This is a genomic window from Allopontixanthobacter confluentis (assembly GCF_009827615.1).
GTDB lineage: Bacteria > Pseudomonadota > Alphaproteobacteria > Sphingomonadales > Sphingomonadaceae > Allopontixanthobacter > Allopontixanthobacter confluentis.
This window is the reverse complement of the sequence record NZ_WTYU01000001.1, coordinates 467377-483568: the sequence shown is the minus strand read 5'-3', so window position 1 is coordinate 483568 and position 16192 is coordinate 467377. Positions and strand designations below refer to the sequence as shown.

The window sequence follows — 16192 nt, the reverse complement described above, 5'->3', positions numbered from 1 at the left end:
CAGTCGTGTGACTGACGGCCCGGAGTTGTCCGGTCGATCTGAATGCGCCGGTAATCCCGATATTTCAGTGCAGGAGGCCAGATAATGCCCCTGCGTCTTCTGCTATTCTATCGGTCGCGGCAGTTGCCGATATGCAGATAGACGGTCCGATCTTCAGCATTTCGGGCATGTGACCAGATAGGCCGGCAAACCCTCAACCTTCTCCCAATATCCAATCGGCGGCGGCTTCGCAGTGGATGCGCGCGGAATCGTAAATCGGCAGCACATTGGCATCGACATCCACCACCAGTTCCAGTTCCGTGCAGGCCAGCACAATTGCTTTTGCCCCCGCCTGCGCCTTTTTGGCGATGATGGTCCGCAGTTCCCGTTCCGCATTGCGGCTGGTCTTGCCAACCATCAGTTCTTCGGAAATAATCCGGTCCACCAGTTCCACATTGCCCATGTCAGGGGCCATCAGATCGACCCCGTGGGACACCAGCCGCTGGCGGTAGAAATTTTCAATCATGACACTGCGGCGGCCAATCAGGGCCACATTGGTCACACCGTCACTGGCCATTTTGGTGCCAATGCAATCAGCACTGTGGATCACCGGAATATCGACCGCAGCGGCAATCTGGTCGTAAGTGCGGTGCATGGAATTGGCGCAGATCAGCAATGCTGTGGCGCCTGCCTGCTCCAGCCTGGAGGCAGATTTTGCCAGCTCATCCCCATAGCGGGTCCAGTCGGCACCTTCGCGCAGATCGAAGGCATCGGCAAAATCCAGGCTTTCGATCAGTAATGGCGCTGTGGTGCGGCGGGTGGCCCGGCGCTGCACAAAACGGTTTATCTGTTCCAGATAGGTTGCCGTGGAAACCCAGCTCAAACCGCCAATCAACCCCAGTTTACGCAACGAATTATGCCCCTTGTTCAGGCCAGTTTTGCGGCCAAAGTTCACGCAAGTGTTCAGGCCAGCATTTCTGGCCCATTCAAAGCGGCTTAACCAGCCCTTGCCTGCCAGTCCACCCGCCTTGGAAGCCCGGCCGGATCAGCGTGTTTGCGTGGTTAATGGCAATTTACCAAGCCAGCGGCGCAGGTCAGCCGCACTTGCGTCAGGCGCTTCCTGCATCGGCAAATGGCCGATTTGCGGATAGGAAACGCTCGTGGCAGCTGGCAGGTTCTTCGCAAACCAGCCAGCAGCGGCATAGGGAATGAACGCATCTTCCTGCCCCCACATCACCAGCGTTGGCACCGCCATGTTCTGCACAGCTTTTTCAGTAAAGGGTTCACGCTTGCGGCCAAACCGCGCCGCAGTGGCCGCCCTGTTACCCGGATAGCGCAGCATTTCCCAATAGCGGTCAACCGATGCAGGGGTGACAATCGCGGTGTTGGACACGCTCTGCCGCAAGCTGCGCTCGACCAGTGTGCGCGGTGTTATCTGCGTCATCAGCCGGTTGATGCCCGGCATCCGTGCCAGGGTGAAGCCGATATTTCCGCCTCCTTCACGCCTGACCGGCGCGCCTGCCGCATCCACCAGGACCAGTCCGTCAAGCCTCTGTGGATGGTTCAACGCATAGGCCAGGGCAATACCGCCGCCCATCGAATTTCCGCCGAGGACAAATCGGTCAATGCCCAATGTGTCCGCCACCTGATCAATGGTGCCCGCAAAGGCGGCCTGAATATAATCGCCGTCTGGCGCAGGGCCGGTAAGCCCGTGGCCAATCTGGTCATAGCGAACAATGCGATACTGGTCTTTCAGCCGTGCAGCCCAATCGTCCCACGCGCTCAGATCAGCGTTTGATCCGTGCAGCAGCAGGATGACGGGCGCACCGCGCGGGCCTTCATCGCGCAAATGCACTGTAAGCCCATCTGGCAGAGTGACGAATTGCGATGGTGGGCCCGCATATTTGGCCCGCATTGCAGCCGGGTCTGTATCGGGCGTGCGAAAGACAAGGAATGCGGCCAGCAGAGTTGCGGCCAGTATCAGCAATATCCACCCTGCCCGTTTCATGCTGTCAGATTCCATCAATCCAGCGTTCCACCACTGCGATACCATCATGATCAAGGGTCGATTTCCCCAGTTCCGGCATCGCCACCCCACCTTCCAGACTTTTCATGCGGTGGACCAGAATGGACGCGTCACTGCGCCCCGGAACAATATCGAATTCATGCCCGCCAGACCCGCGCCCTGCTGCCACCGGCCGTTTGCCAATCCCGATGGCGTGGGCATCATGCTGCTGCCAGCGCAGGTCCAGCCCGGAATTGGAGGCCGTGGCACCGGGCTGGTGGCAATGGGCACAATTCACATCCAGATAGGCGCGCGCTGCAGCAGCGGCTGGCTGCTCCGCCCCAGTTTCCCATACTGGCAGGAATGCGGCGACCTGCGGCATCCGGTCCAGCCGTCCGCTGGCCACCTGCTGCGCCAGCCAGTCAGCAGACAGGTTGCGGGCCTTTGGCCCGATCGGAATGACAGCGCCGTTCAGCCCGTGACATTCCTTGCACTGGTTCTTGTTGGGAACGCGGTAGCTGATGGTTTCCCCGGCAGGTGTGGTGATGGGCACCCGCGCCCCTGCAATCACCAGCCGTGCCTCTGTCTGGTCGTCGTTCCATTGATAGGGCAGCGCCGTCCAGCCATCTGCCCGGTGCAGCAGCACCCGCGTTTCCACCAATTGCCGCCTGCCATTCTGCGTAAAGGCAAATGTCTTAATCAGCGCCGCGCCAACCGGCAGCGCCAGCAGGCCTTCCCCGTCTGCAACGGCCTGCGCACCAGGCGGCAGATATACGAAACGCAGTTTTTCAGCGCCGTCGGAAAATAGCGGGGTGTTGAGCCGGTAGGGAATGACGCCGTCCGCAGGAAGCTGGGCAACGCCATCTGCAAAAAAGCCGAAATCAGACAGTTTGGTAACCAGCCCGCCATCGGTAATGGCCGCATCGCTTACGCCTTCAAGCGGCTGCGATGCAGTGGCCATCGCGCCCACAGCAGCAGATAGCGCCAGCGCAAGAAACACAGGTTTGATCATCTGCTAAGGCGCGCTTCCATCTGCTGCGGCGCGCCCACCGTGGCATCGTCGAACTGGAAAGTCGGCGCAGCCACCGCCATCGGCCCGGGCTGTGCGGCTGCCAGCCCCTGTCCGACTGCCTTCAGATTGAGCGACCAGCCGGCCACCCCTGCATCTGCGGTCAGGCCGGTTTCGCCTTCAGCCAGCCCATCCCACATCACCGGCGGCAATGCGCCGCCAAATGCGGCCAGCAATTGCTGCGCGCCGTCAATCTGCGGATCGTCGCCGCCGCGGCCAAAGGTATTTTCGCGCACGACGACATTGCGGGCATAGGGGTTGTAGCGCGTGTCTTGATATTCCTGGGTGTAGGCAACCACCATCACATGGGCAGTGGGGTTGTCTTTCAGAATATTGCCTTCCACCAGCACGCTGTCATTGGCCATGATCAATATGCCAGTGCCGCGCCGCACATTTGCCACGATATTTCCCGGCGGGGCAAAATTGGGTTCATCATTGGCAACCACAAGATTGTTTCGCAAAATCACGTTCCCGCCGCCCATGACTGGCAGGTTGGGCAGATCAAAAACCAGTATGCCGCCGGTGTTGCGCGTGGCCACATTGCCTTCCACCAGCGCATCGCGGCTGTTTTCAATTTCGATGCCTGCGACATTGGCTTCGGCGATGGAATTGCGCACGGTGATTGCGCGGCTCTGGCCAACGTAAATGCCTGCGTCAGACGCGCCTGATACCTTGGCACCGTCGATCAGCACGCCGGTGCTTTCGACAGGATAAATGCCATAGGCACCATTGGTGGCCGCTGGCCCATTGGTCCATGTTACCCTGACCCGGTGATAGATGATGGCGTCAGCGCCCTTGGATTTTACCCCGTCACCCTTGGGGTTTTCCAGCGCAAAATCACGCAAGGTGACAAAATCGGACGTGACCAGCAGCCCTTCGCCGGCACCCTGCTGGGACGTGAAATCGAGAATGGACGCATCCATGCCTGCGCCGCGAAGCGTCACACTGTCGACATCCAGCGACAATCCGTCCGATAGGGCAAAGCGCCCTGCGCCCAGCACGATCTCGTCACCGGGCTGCGCCATAATCAAGGCTTCCTGCAACCGTTCCTGCGCGCCTTCGCCAGCGGCAATCTCCACGACACCTGCCGCTGCCGGTTCGGCAATCAGGCCGGTGGCCAAGACCGCGCCCAAAAGGGTAAGGCAAGTGGTGGAAAGGCTGGCGCCTCCAAGATGGTTTCCCTTGAGGCAGGACCTCTTTACGCAGGCCCCAGTCCAGCAGGCCCCAGTCCAGCATGCCCCGGTCCAGCAGGCCCCTGTCCAGCAGGCAACGTTCAGCTTTGTCATGGTAATTCCCCTCTTCCACCCGGCATGATGCGCGAAAATTACCGTGAAACCAAGACGCGCCAGCAAACGTTATGATAAAAATACTTTTCGCCTGAAGGTCAAGGTGCCACACTTCCAGCCAACCAAAGGATATACCATGCGAATTTCAACATGTGTCGCCGCCACCGTTCTTGCCGGCTTTGCGGCTGCACCTGCCATGGCGTCGCCTGCATCCATCGCTGGCAAGTGGAAAACCGATGATGGCCGCTCGGTCATTTCCTTTTACGAATGCGGCAATTCCATGTGCGGCAAAATTGACCGGTTTCTGGTGGCAGAACCCAAGGGCGGCGCGCTGGATGCGAAAAACCCGGACAAATCCAAGCGGAACCGCAAATTGCTGGGGATGCCGATTTTCTGGAACCTGTCGCCCGATGCGGACAGTTTCGAAGGTAAGGGTTACAGCCCCGAAGACGGCCGCTATTTCAACGCCGACGTTTCGCGAGATGGCAGCAAGCTAAAGGTCAAGGGCTGCGTCATGGTGTTCTGCAAATCGGTCAGCTTCACCAAATTTTGAGGCACTGTCAGCCCAGCCCTGCGGCGCACAGCGCGGCGGAACTGGTGGTCACAGCGATGACTTCAGCATCACCCACCCGCCTGACACGTTCCACATAATCGCGCAGGCGGGCTGGTTTTTCAGCCTCGCCAGCACGGGCTTTAAGTTCTTCCAGCTTGCGCAGTTGCCCGATAGTCAGCCGGTCCACCATGCGTGACGCCATACATTGGGCGTTGCCATCTGACAGGCCGGCATCCGACAAGGCAGAGCGCACCCGGCTTTCCACCACCCGGTCGACACAGCCGCTCACCGCTATATAAGCGATCACTGCACACAGGATTCTGGCGCGCATGGGCTAGTCCAGATGTTTGATGATCTCTTCGACCATCTTCTTGGCATCTGCCAGCAGCATCATTGTCTGGTCCATATAGAACACGTCATTGTCCACCCCGGCATAGCCAACCCCGCCCATGCTGCGTTTGATGAACATGACCGTCTTCGCCTTTTCAACATCGAACACCGGCATCCCGTAAATGGGGCTGGATTTGTCGGTTTTCGCGGCCGGATTGACCACGTCATTGGCGCCGATGATGAAGGCCACATCGGTCTGCGCAAATTCGCTGTTGATGTCTTCCAGCTCGAAAACTTCATCATAGGGCACATTGGCTTCGGCCAGCAGGACATTCATGTGGCCGGGCATGCGGCCTGCAACAGGGTGGATGGCATAACGCACATTGACCCCGTGGCCTTTCAGCACATCCCCCATTTCACGAAGTGCGTGCTGGGCCTGCGCCACGGCCATGCCGTAACCGGGAATGATGATGACGTTTTCCGCCTCTTTCAGCAGAAACGCCGCGTCTTCCGCACTGCCGCGTTTCCACGGGCGGTCCGTTTTTGCGCCATCACCCAATGGGCCTGCTTCTGCGCCAAAACCCCCGGCAATGACCGAAAGGAAGCTGCGGTTCATGGCCTTGCACATGATGTAGGACAGAATTGCGCCCGAACTGCCGACCAGTGCGCCAGTGATGATCATGGCGGTATTGTGCAAAGTGAAACCCATGGCCGCTGCCGCCCAGCCGGAATAGCTGTTCAGCATGGACACAACCACCGGCATATCCGCGCCGCCAATGGGGATGATCAGCAGAAAACCGACGATGAAAGCCAGCACCGTAATGGCAGCAAAATATGTGGTATTATCCACCTCGCCCATGGCGAATGCTGCGGTCAGGCCCAGAATGGCGACAATGATGCCAAGATTGATGATGTGCCGCCCGGGCAGCAGGATGGGCGCGCCGCTCATCTTGCCCGCCAGTTTCAGGAATGCGATGACCGAGCCTGAAAATGTCAGCGCGCCGATGGCCACGCCCAGCGCCATTTCCACGCGGCTGACAGGGCCGATGGCGGTCTTGATACTGACCAGATCCTGATTGCTGCTGACGCCTGTTACCACCAGCAGGTCAAACGCTTCGGGGTTGAGGAACGCAGCCCAGCCCACCAGCACGGCGGCAAGGCCGACCAGTGAATGGAATGCCGCCACAAGCTGGGGCATATCGGTCATGGCAATGCGCCGCGCGATGACCCAGCCGATGGCGCCGCCAACGGCAATTGCAGCCAGAATTTCAGGAAGGCTGGCCAGTTGATGCGTCACCAGCGTGGTCACAATGGCAATCAGCATGCCTGCCATGCCGAAACGGTTGCCCGCACGGCTGGTGGATGGGGAAGACAATCCGCGCAGGGCCAGGATGAACAATACACCAGCCGCAAGATAGGCAAGCGCCACCCACGGGTTGACCGCATGGCTGACCAGCGCTTCGCCCACGGCCGGAATATCAGGAAACTGCTGCGCCATAGGGGGCGCAGGTGGCGGCATTTGTGATGTCATTGGCGGCAGGAGGGTTGGAGGAGGAAGCGTCATGCCTTGTCCCCCTTGGCAGCAGCAGCCCCCTTGGCAGCAGCAGCCGCTGGCCGTTCCTTCTTTTTATACATCGCCAGCATGCGCGCCGTGACCGCAAAACCGCCAAAGATGTTGATACTGGCAAGCACAATTCCCGCCAGCCCCAGCCATTTGGCCACGGGATTACCAGCGCCGGCAGCAGCAATCAGCGCGCCCACGATGATGACGGATGAAATGGCATTGGTCACCGCCATGAGCGGCGTGTGCAGCGCCGGTGTTACCGACCAGACCACGTAATAGCCGACGAAACATGCCATCACGAAAATCGAAAGAATTGCTATAAAATCCACGGTTACCCCCCTTGGCCGAGCAACCGCTCATTGACGATCTTGCCATCGCGGGTCAGCCGGACGGCATCGCCGATTTCTTCATCCAGAACCGGTCTGCCAGCATCTGCATCCCAGAACGCGCTGAGGAAATTATACAGATTGCGGGAAAACAGCGCAGACGCATCTGCCGCCAGATGGGCAGGTGTATTGGAATAACCCATGATCTTGACGCCGTGTTTCACCACGATCTGATCGGGGATGCTGCCTTCCACATTGCCGCCCTGCGCCACGGCCAGATCGTAAATGACGCTGCCCGGTTTCATGGTGGCGATCTGCGCATCGGAAATGAGGCGCGGCGCGGCGCGACCGGGGATCAGCGCGGTGGTGATGACAATATCTTGCCTGGCAATATGGCTCGACACCAGTTCGGCCTGCGCCTGCTGATATTCCTCGCTCATTTCGGTGGCATAACCGCCGCTGCCTTCGCCTTCGATACCGGCGACATTTTCGACGAAAATCGGCTTTGCACCCAGTGACTGGATCTGCTCCTTCGTCGCAGAACGTACATCGGTGGCGCTAACCTGTGCGCCCAGCCGCCGCGCGGTGGCAATCGCCTGCAATCCGGCCACGCCCACCCCCATGATGAAGGCGCGCGCCGCGGTAATGGTGCCGGCAGCAGTCATCATCATCGGAAAGGCGCGCCCATATTCATCCGCCGCGGACAGCACCGCCTTGTAACCGGCCAGGTTTGACTGGCTGGACAATACATCCATGGATTGCGCGCGGGTGATGCGCGGCATGAATTCCATCGACAGCGCTTCCAGGCCTGCGCTGGCATAGGCTTCCACCCGCTGCCTGCTGCCGAACGGATCAAAAGTGGCAACGACCCATGCGCCCGGTTTTGCCCCCGACAAATCAGCCACATCAGGTGCCTGAATGGCCAAAATTATATCGGCCCCTGCCACCGCATTGGCGGCAGAAGTTATTTCAGCGCCCGCATCGGCATACGCCTGATCAGAAATACTTGCGCTGCTGCCTGCCCCTTCCTCAATCGCAAGGGTCGCACCCAAAGCGGCAAATTTCTTCACCGTTTCAGGAATGATAGCAACGCGGGCCTCGCCGGCAGCGCGTTCCTTCAGAACAGCAATACGCAATCTATATTCGCTCAGTCAGCAATCAGGATCACGATGATCATGGCGATAATAGCAATCAGCGGAACAGACCATTTCAGCAGCCCGATAAAGCTGCCGTAGGTTTTGTTTGCTGCATTCATGTCTTTTGCAGAAGCCATCTTGCATTCCCTTGTTTGTAAAAGTCGTTGCGGCATTGTCTATCGCGCAGCGCAGCCATCAGCAACCCTTACCGATGCACTTACCCCGTGCCGCCGGCGTATTTTCATTTACGCAGGCTGCATTTGCGGCACCGCCGCACAGCAATCGTTCTTGTCCTTAATCGGACCTTTACTGGTTTTGACTAGATCGTGCCTGTGTACCGCAGCGGGACGGTTTTGAGAGATTATGGCAGAAGACACGGCGCGATTGCTGATGCTGATCGATGATGAACCGGCGCAAAGCCGGTTGATCACGGCGCTGGCCGCGCGTGAAGGCTGGCGGGTATTGGTGGTCAATGACGCAGAAACCGCGGTTGCCACGCTGGGCACGCGACAGGGTATGCAATTATCTGCCATCATCCTTGACCAATGGGTGCCGGGTGATGCGGCCTGCGAACTGATTGCAGAACTGAAATCCCGCCGCCCCGCCATGCCGATCCTGATGTTGACCACCAGCGCATCGCCGCTGCTGGCGGTTGAAGCGATGCGCGCAGGGGCGACAGATTATCTGGTCAAACCCGTCGCGCCCGACCGTCTGATGACAGCGCTGCGCAGCGCCACCCGGCTGGAGCCGCCGAAAGACGAATTGCAGCCGCTGACCGAAAAAATGCCCGCCAAGCTGGATTTCGATGCCATGATCGGCACCGCGCCATCATTCCGGGCGGCGCTTGCCAATGCGGCCAAAACCGCGCGCGGGCACGGCCCGGTCCTGATTGAAGGTGAAAGCGGCACGGGCAAGGAAATGCTGGTGCGGGCCATGCATCTGGCCAGCACCCGCGCCAAAGCGCCGCTGCGCATCATCAATATCGGCGGTGTGCCGGCCAATTCCATTGAATCGGCCCTGTTCGGCCATGAACAAAACGCTTTTCCCGGCGCATTCGACCGGCAGATCGGCGCGTTGCAACATTGCGATGGCGGCACGCTGGTGCTGGATGAGATCGACCGGCTGGCGGCCCCTTTACAGGAAGTGCTGGCAGAAGCCCTGACCAGCGGCATTGTCCGGCCCGTGGGCGCAAAACACGGCTTTCGGGTGGATGTGCGCCTGATTGCCGCGAGCAATCTGCCGCTGGCTGATCTGGTCGCGACCGGGCATTTTGACGAAGGGCTGCTCAAAGCCATTTCAGCAAGCAAGATTGTGCTGCCACCCTTGCGCGAACGGCAGGGCGACATTTCTGCCCTGACGCGCCATTTCCTCACCCGCATTGGCGAACAACCGGGGCTGCGCACGCTTTCCATCACGGATCAGGCCTTGTCCCTTCTGGCCGCGTTCGACTGGCCGGGCAATGTCCGCCAGCTTCAGGCAGTGCTTTTCCGAGCTGCGGTGTTCTGCGACGGAGAAACGCTCACCGCCGACAGTTTCCCGCAATTGTCCGAAATGCTGGGCGAATTTGATGAAGCCATCAATCCGATGCAGGAAGGCGTGGGCGTCATGCTGTATACTGCCGATGGCAATCTTAGGCCGCTGGAAGATATCGAGGCTGATGTCATCCGTCTGGCCATTGGCCATTATCGGGGACGGATGACCGAAGTGGCTCGCCGGCTTGGCATTGGCCGGTCCACATTATACCGCAAGCTGGGCGATCTGGGTATTGGCGACGCCGCATAACAGCCAGATACCTGCCAAATAGCGGCCCTCTACCGGCCCATAGTAAAACGCGTTGTAGTCAGTTGATGCAGCCTTGTAAGACGCACAAACACAGATTTTTGCCGGAGACCGCCCATGCCCCGCCCCAACCCGTTTGATTTTGCGGGCCGCAGCGCCCTGGTGACAGGTGCCGCATCGGGCATTGGCGCTGGCGTGGCGCGCTGGCTGGCCGCGCACGGCATCAGCCGGCTGGTCCTGATTGACCGGGACGAGGCGGCGCTGCAAAATCTGCAACTGGCAAGCAGTGACACAAGCAACATCGGCACCATTGAACGTCACGCCTTTGACGTGGCGGACCCTGTGCGGTGGGCGGAATGTGAAGCGGGCCTTGGGCCGCTGGATCATGTGGTGGTCAATGCCGGTATCGGCGGCAGCGGCACCATGGCAGATGTGTCTTTTCAGGAATGGCGCAGGGTGATGGACGTGAACCTGGACGGGGCATTTCTCACGCTGGGCACGGGCTTGCGCGCGCTCCGGAAAGATGGCGGCGCCATGCGCGGCGGCAGCGTCGTGGTTACATCTTCGGTCACGGGCGTAAAACCCGTGCCCGGGATCGGGCCTTATGGCGTGGCCAAGGCCGCAGTGGCGCATATGGCGCGCATCGCCGCTGCAGAAAATGCAGCCCATGGCATTCGCGTCAACGCCATTGCGCCGGGCGGCGTGGACACCGCCATCTGGAATGCTGGCGAGGATTTTCAGAAAGCCGTGGCGCAGCATGGCCGCGATGCGGCGTTGAAAGGCATGGCATCAACAACGCCGCGCCAGCAATTTGCCACCGCCGATGAACTGGCAGGCGAGATAGGCTTCCTGCTGTCCGATGCCGCCGCCAATATAACTGGCACCGTGCTGGTGACAGACGGCGGCTATTCGCTGTAACAAACAGACCCCTGCGGCGAAGGAATGATGGGCCAGATATCGCCCAGTCAGGGCCAAAATATTAGGAAGTTCATCCTATCAAAGCCGGACAATGCGCGAAGCCTGCGGCCTTTTACCGCAGGGCACGCTACATTTTTTTGGAAAAAAGCCCTTGTCCCAAGATAGTCTGCAGCTCGAATTTGACCGTTTATCCAGAGATGTGGACAGCTTCCTGTTCGAAAGATTGCGCTGGGACCGCGAAGAAGGCCCGATGCTGGCCAAGCTTGTGGCGCTCGCCCACGGTGCATTGGAAAGCCGCGGAGATTTCGCGCTGACCGAAGAAGGCGCGACCAGCGATATCAAGCGTTTCATCCTCAAAGTGCATAGCAACCGTATCATTGCCATCGTCATCACGCTGGAAAATGGCCGCGCACAGGTGCGGCCCGAACAGATCGAGCGGAGCAAATATACCGTGCGCGATATCACGCCAGTATCAGCCGCTTTTAATCAAATTGACGAAGACTGGATGGCCGCCGCCTTCAAGGAACTGATCAGCCGTGTCGAGGCACCGCAAGGCGCCGCTTAGGGCGCTAAGTAGACAATCTGCCGCGGCTTCAGGCAAAGCGCAGGTTCAGTCGGCAGGAATATCCGAAAAATCCGTGAGCGCCGCATCACGCAGGCCGCGCCACACATTGCGGGCTTGAACCGTCTCGGCAACATCATGCACGCGCAATAATTGCACGCCCGCATCCATCCCCGCCACCGCAAAGGCGATGCTGCCGCCCAGCCGGTGTGCAGCATCGGCTTCGTTCGACAGGGCGCCAATCATGCGTTTGCGGCTTGCACCCAGCATTATTGGCTGCCCCAGCGCATGAAACAGGGGCAAGGCATTCACCAGCGCCAGATTTTCCGCCAGCGTCTTGCCAAAGCCGATGCCGGGATCAAGCAAGATGTTCTCACGCTGGACGCCGGCGTCAAGCGCATGATTTCGGGCATTTTTCAGCCATTCGAACACGTCAAACACGACATTATCATAGTCTGCATCAGCGTGCAGATCATCACTCTTGCCTGGTGAATGCATCAGCACCACCGGGCATTGCTGCGCTGCGGCAAGGGCCATGCTGCGCGGATCATGGCGCAGGGCCGATACGTCATTGATGATGTGCGCGCCCTTGGCCAGCGCTGCTTCCATCACCGCAGGCCGCCGCGTGTCCACGCTGATGGCAGCGCCCATGGCGGCGCAATATTCAACCGCGGGCAGCACCCGTTCCAACTCGTCACCTTCCCAGGTCGCCGCAGCGCCAGGGCGTGTGCTTTCACCGCCAATGTCCACGAGGGCCGCGCCGCTTTCCAGCATGGCCGCAGCGTGGGCGCGGCCTGCTTCGGGATTATCCAGAAATGCACCGCCATCGGAAAAACTGTCAGGAGTGACATTCAGAATGCCCATCACCTGCGGCTGGTCCAGCCGCACTGTTCTCTCGCCCAATTGCAGGGGCGGATGGGCAAAGCGCAGGCACGTCCACTGCGCTTCCGCTTCTGCGGCAACACTGTCCGGCAGCCGCCCCAATGCCTGTGCCATATGTTCCGGCGATACCCGCTCGCGCAGGGTCACTTCGCCATCCTGCCGCAGAAGAATTGCAAACCTGTGGGCATAGACCATCCCGCCTGCCAGTCGCACAGCGTCGCCTGCTTCTGCCTGCGGACTGGCGGCAATGCCGATGGGGCGGATATAAACCTGGGTCATGATGGCAGCCGCGATGCCGTCAATCTTCGGTCGCAAGCAGATAAATCTGCCTTATGGCATCAACCGGTTTCACATCACCGCCATGTTCCAGATGCCAGAATGTCCAGCCATTGCAGCTTGGCAGGCCTTGCAGTTCCTTGCCCAGCCCGTGGATGGAGCCAACCTGTTTTTCATAGATCAGCGAACCATCAGCGCGGACCGTGGCAATCCACCGGCGTTTCTTGTCGAACAGCTGCGTTCCCGGCTCGATATAGCCGTTTTCCACCAGCGCGCCGAATGCCACGCGGGGCGCGCTTTTCTGGCTTTGCATGGTTTCCAGCGCGCTTTCATCCAGCGGCAGTTCCTTCTCGATCCGCTTCATCGCAATATCGCGGTAGAAATCTTCCCGCTCGCAGCCAATCCAGTTGCGACCCAGACGCTTGGCCACAGCGCCGGTAGTGCCGGTGCCGAAAAACGGGTCCAGCACCACATCGCCTTTTTCTGTGGTCGCCAGCATCACCCGGTAGAGCAAGGCTTCGGGCTTTTGCGTGGGGTGGGCCTTGTGGCCATCATGCTTGAGGCGTTCCTGCCCTGCACAGATGGGCATGGACCAGTCCGACCGCATCTGCAGTTCATCATTCAGCGTTTTCATGGCGCGATAGTTGAACTGATATCGGGCCTTTTCGCCTTGTGACGCCCAGATCAGCGTTTCATGTGCATTGGTAAACCGCGTGCCTTTGAAATTGGGCATCGGGTTGGTTTTGCGCCACACGATATCGTTGAGGATCCAGAAGCCCAGATCCTGCAGAATGGCGCCCACGCGGAAGATGTTGTGATAACTGCCGATGACCCACAAGGCGCCATCGGGCTTCAGCACGCGCCGCGCTTCTGTCAGCCATTCGCGGGTGAATTTATCATAGACGGCAAAGCTGTCGAACTGGTCCCAATGATCAGTCACAGCGTCAACCTGGCTGCCATCAGGCCGGTTCAGATCGCCGCCCAGTTGCAGATTATAGGGCGGATCGGCAAACACACAATCCACGCTATTGTCCGGCAAGCTGCGCATGGCTTCCACGCAATCACCCGCAAGAATGCTGCCCAGCGGCAGGTCTTCGCTGCGCGCCAGCGTTATCGCCTGCGTTTTGGCCGACACTTTGGTGTGCGGGCGCGCGCGCGTTTTGGTGGTCTCCAGGACCGGCATGTTCATTCCCCCATTTGGACTTATCCACAGGGTGAGTCCTCGCGGACTCCACGTCAAGCAGGAATGATGGGCAGCGGCGGTTAACCGGTAATCAATTAAGGGAGAACGAAAAGAGTCCCCCACAAGATGTTGAGTCTCCTGCGCTTCGCCAGACTCGCCATCTGGGGGTGTGGCGCTAAGGACTCATTGGCCAAACATTACGCCAACGCCATTACGCAAACGCCATTACGCAAACAGCAGGGCGGTGTTGATGGCAAAGGCTGCCAGCAGCAATGCGCCGCCCACCCGGCTGATGCGCCGGCCAAACCAGCACATCACCAGGATGACAAGCGCGCTTGCCGCCATCACCGGAAGTTCCATGTCAACCATTTCCAGGGGAATTGGCCGGGGTGAAATGACCAGGGTTACACCGCCGATCACCAGCAGATTGTAGATGTTGGACCCGACGACATTGCCAATCGCCAGCGCAGATTTGCCGCGCATGGCTGCGGCCACCGATGCGGCAAGTTCCGGCAATGATGTGCCCACAGCCACCACGGTAAGGCCAATGACCGTTTCGCTGATGCCTGCCATGCCGGCAATCTCGATCGCGCCGGTCACCAGTGCCTGTCCGCCTGCCACCAGTGCGGCAAGGCCGATTGCCAGCCAGAACAGCGACCGCGGGACTGACAGTTCCGCTTCGCCATCAGCCTCATCATCATCGCCTTCTTCAAACCGGGGGTAGCGGTAGCGCCAGACGATATAGACAATTGTCAGCGCCAGCAGCCCCAGCCCCAGCCACACCGAAGCAAGACCCTGCATGGCCAAAATCCACACAAGCACGCTGGCCAGCAGCGCAACCACGGCATCGCGGCGCCCGGTGCCGGTCAGAATGATCGGCGCAACAAGCGCGGTTGCGCCCAAAATCAGCAAAGCATTGGCAATGTTGGAGCCGATAATGTTGCCCCACGCAATGCCGGGCGAACCGGCCAATGCCGCTTCCACGCTGGTGACCAGTTCCGGCATGGAGGTGGCGAAACCGACAATTACCAGCCCTGTCAGAAGGTTGGACATGCCCGCGCGCCGCGCAATCCCCACCGCCCCTTTCACCAACCAGTCACCGCCCAGCCCCAGGCCCACCAGCCCGGCAAGGCACATCAAAAGTGGCATTGTCATTGCGGATTACTTTCTGCATTTCGAAGAATGAAAATTCCGGCCAGCGCAGCCACCAGCGATCCGCTGATGACGCCCAACTTGACCGCGGCAATCTGGTCAGCAGACGCAAAGGCGAGATTGCCGATAAACAGGCTCATGGTGAAGCCAATCCCGGCAATCAGCGACAGGCCGTAAACCTGCTTCCAGCTGATGCCTTCGGGCAGACTGGCAATGCCGGTTCTGGCTGCTGCCCATGCAAAACCGAAAATGCCCAGCTGCTTGCCCACAAACAGGCCCAGCGCGATACCCATGGGCAGCGGGGCGGCAAAGGCAGACAGTTCCATGCCCGCAAAGGAAACCCCGGCATTGGCCAGCGCAAACACCGGCACCACCAGAAACGCCACCCACGGATGCAGGCCATGTTCCATCCGTTCCAGCACATCGCGCCCCTTGCGGTCGTTCATGGGCACGGTAATGGCCAGCGCCACGCCTGCCAGCGTGGCATGGACGCCCGATTTCAGCACGAAAAACCACAAGGCCGCGCCCAATATCACATAGGGTAATGACGATCCCACACGCGCCTTGCCAATGGCCAGCAACACCGCAAACACACCCACCGCGCCCAGCAGCATCGATACATCGACAGACGGGGTGTAAAACAGCGCGATGATAACAATTGCACCAATGTCATCGATCACCGCAATCGCCAGCAGCAATGCCTTCAGCGCCACTGGCACCCGGCTGCCGAGCAAGGCCAGGATACCCAGCGCAAAGGCAATATCGGTGGCCGCAGGCACGGCCCAGCCCGCCAGATTTTCAGGCTGGTTCCAGTTGATTGCCACAAACACCAAGGCTGGCAGCACCATGCCGCCAATGGCCGCAAACAGCGGCAGCGAAGACTGTTTCCAGCTGGACAGCTGGCCGGTCAGCACTTCGCGTTTCACTTCCAGCCCGACCAGAAAGAAAAACAGCGCCATCAACCCGTCGTTGATCCACAACAGGGCCGGTTTCTCAATACCGGCACCGCCGACAGTCAGGGCAATTTCTGTTGCCAGCGCGGAATTATACGCAGCCGCAAGCGGGCTGTTGGCCAGCACCAGCGCGCAGGCCGCCGCCACCATCAGCACCACGCCGCCAGCGCTTTCTTCCTTCAGAAAATCACGCAAAGACTGCGCAGCGCTGGCAACAAACATAGGCTGTGTCCCGATCA

Annotated in this window: 17 protein-coding genes; 4 read left to right on the top strand and 13 right to left on the bottom strand. The window is 59.6% G+C overall.

The window, feature by feature from the left end:
• Window positions 1-193: 193 nt before the first annotated feature.
• From GRI44_RS02250 to GRI44_RS02235, 4 genes are all read right to left on the bottom strand, one after another.
• Window positions 194-889 carry an aspartate/glutamate racemase family protein gene (locus tag GRI44_RS02250; protein WP_160599838.1) on the bottom strand — a complete coding sequence of 232 codons (696 nt, stop codon included), beginning with the start codon at window positions 887-889 and terminating at the stop codon, window positions 194-196.
• Window positions 890-1024: 135 nt separating this feature from the next.
• The gene (locus GRI44_RS02245) at window positions 1025-2035 is read right to left on the bottom strand and encodes an alpha/beta fold hydrolase (RefSeq protein WP_232842949.1); all 1011 of its coding nucleotides are present in this window, start codon (window positions 2033-2035) and stop codon (window positions 1025-1027) included.
• Window positions 1992-2996: an SO2930 family diheme c-type cytochrome gene (locus tag GRI44_RS02240; protein WP_160599837.1), complete on the bottom strand. Its 1005-nt coding sequence runs from the start codon at window positions 2994-2996 to the stop codon at window positions 1992-1994. The genes GRI44_RS02245 and GRI44_RS02240 overlap by 44 nt, the downstream gene beginning before the upstream one ends.
• On the bottom strand, window positions 2993-4174 hold the full coding sequence (locus tag GRI44_RS02235; RefSeq protein ID WP_232842948.1) for a parallel beta-helix domain-containing protein: 1182 nt from the start codon (window positions 4172-4174) through the stop codon (window positions 2993-2995). Before GRI44_RS02235 ends, GRI44_RS02240 begins: the two co-directional genes overlap by 4 nt.
• A gap of 301 nt (window positions 4175-4475) precedes the next feature.
• Here GRI44_RS02235 and GRI44_RS02230 point away from each other — a divergent pair, with 301 nt between their 5' ends.
• Window positions 4476-4892: a DUF2147 domain-containing protein gene (locus GRI44_RS02230; protein WP_160599835.1), complete on the top strand. Its 417-nt coding sequence runs from the start codon at window positions 4476-4478 to the stop codon at window positions 4890-4892.
• A 7-nt stretch (window positions 4893-4899) separates the two neighbouring features.
• Here the strand turns inward: GRI44_RS02230 and GRI44_RS02225 are convergent, their stop codons facing one another.
• The 5 genes from GRI44_RS02225 to GRI44_RS14045 form a co-directional block, all read right to left on the bottom strand.
• Complete coding sequence (locus GRI44_RS02225) at window positions 4900-5223, bottom strand: hypothetical protein (RefSeq protein WP_160599834.1); 324 nt, start codon at window positions 5221-5223, stop codon at window positions 4900-4902.
• Between the two features lie 3 nt (window positions 5224-5226).
• Window positions 5227-6720: an NAD(P)(+) transhydrogenase (Re/Si-specific) subunit beta gene (locus tag GRI44_RS02220; RefSeq protein ID WP_160599833.1), complete on the bottom strand. Its 1494-nt coding sequence runs from the start codon at window positions 6718-6720 to the stop codon at window positions 5227-5229.
• Between the two features lie 62 nt (window positions 6721-6782).
• On the bottom strand, window positions 6783-7115 hold the full coding sequence (locus GRI44_RS02215) for an NAD(P) transhydrogenase subunit alpha (protein ID WP_160599832.1): 333 nt from the start codon (window positions 7113-7115) through the stop codon (window positions 6783-6785).
• Between the two features lie 2 nt (window positions 7116-7117).
• Complete coding sequence (locus GRI44_RS02210; RefSeq protein ID WP_160599831.1) at window positions 7118-8248, bottom strand: NAD(P) transhydrogenase subunit alpha; 1131 nt, start codon at window positions 8246-8248, stop codon at window positions 7118-7120.
• A gap of 11 nt (window positions 8249-8259) precedes the next feature.
• Window positions 8260-8385 (bottom strand): hypothetical protein, encoded by a 126-nt coding sequence (locus GRI44_RS14045; protein ID WP_269800965.1) that lies wholly within the window; start codon window positions 8383-8385, stop codon window positions 8260-8262.
• Between the two features lie 226 nt (window positions 8386-8611).
• On the opposite strand from GRI44_RS14045, the gene GRI44_RS02205 reads away from it, so the two are divergent.
• The 3 genes from GRI44_RS02205 to GRI44_RS02195 all read left to right on the top strand — a co-directional run bounded on the left by GRI44_RS02205 (window position 8612) and on the right by GRI44_RS02195 (window position 11510).
• Window positions 8612-10030 carry a sigma-54-dependent transcriptional regulator gene (locus GRI44_RS02205; RefSeq protein WP_160599830.1) on the top strand — a complete coding sequence of 473 codons (1419 nt, stop codon included), beginning with the start codon at window positions 8612-8614 and terminating at the stop codon, window positions 10028-10030.
• 114 nt (window positions 10031-10144) lie between these two features.
• Window positions 10145-10945, top strand: coding sequence for an SDR family NAD(P)-dependent oxidoreductase (locus GRI44_RS02200; RefSeq protein WP_160599829.1), 801 nt, complete (start codon window positions 10145-10147; stop codon window positions 10943-10945).
• Between the two features lie 151 nt (window positions 10946-11096).
• Window positions 11097-11510, top strand: a complete 414-nt coding sequence (locus tag GRI44_RS02195) for a hypothetical protein (RefSeq protein WP_160599828.1) — start codon at window positions 11097-11099, stop codon at window positions 11508-11510.
• Between the two features lie 45 nt (window positions 11511-11555).
• Here GRI44_RS02195 and folP read toward each other — a convergent pair whose 3' ends face one another.
• The 4 genes from folP to nhaA all read right to left on the bottom strand — a co-directional run bounded on the left by folP (window position 11556) and on the right by nhaA (window position 16175).
• Window positions 11556-12668, bottom strand: coding sequence for a dihydropteroate synthase (gene folP / locus GRI44_RS02190; RefSeq protein ID WP_202386116.1), 1113 nt, complete (start codon window positions 12666-12668; stop codon window positions 11556-11558).
• Between the two features lie 19 nt (window positions 12669-12687).
• Complete coding sequence (locus GRI44_RS02185) at window positions 12688-13848, bottom strand: site-specific DNA-methyltransferase (RefSeq protein ID WP_202386197.1); 1161 nt, start codon at window positions 13846-13848, stop codon at window positions 12688-12690.
• 225 nt (window positions 13849-14073) lie between these two features.
• Window positions 14074-15003 carry a calcium/sodium antiporter gene (locus GRI44_RS02180; RefSeq protein WP_160599826.1) on the bottom strand — a complete coding sequence of 310 codons (930 nt, stop codon included), beginning with the start codon at window positions 15001-15003 and terminating at the stop codon, window positions 14074-14076.
• Window positions 15000-16175 (bottom strand): Na+/H+ antiporter NhaA, encoded by a 1176-nt coding sequence (gene nhaA / locus GRI44_RS02175; RefSeq protein WP_160599825.1) that lies wholly within the window; start codon window positions 16173-16175, stop codon window positions 15000-15002. Before nhaA ends, GRI44_RS02180 begins: the two co-directional genes overlap by 4 nt.
• Window positions 16176-16192: the final 17 nt, after the last annotated feature.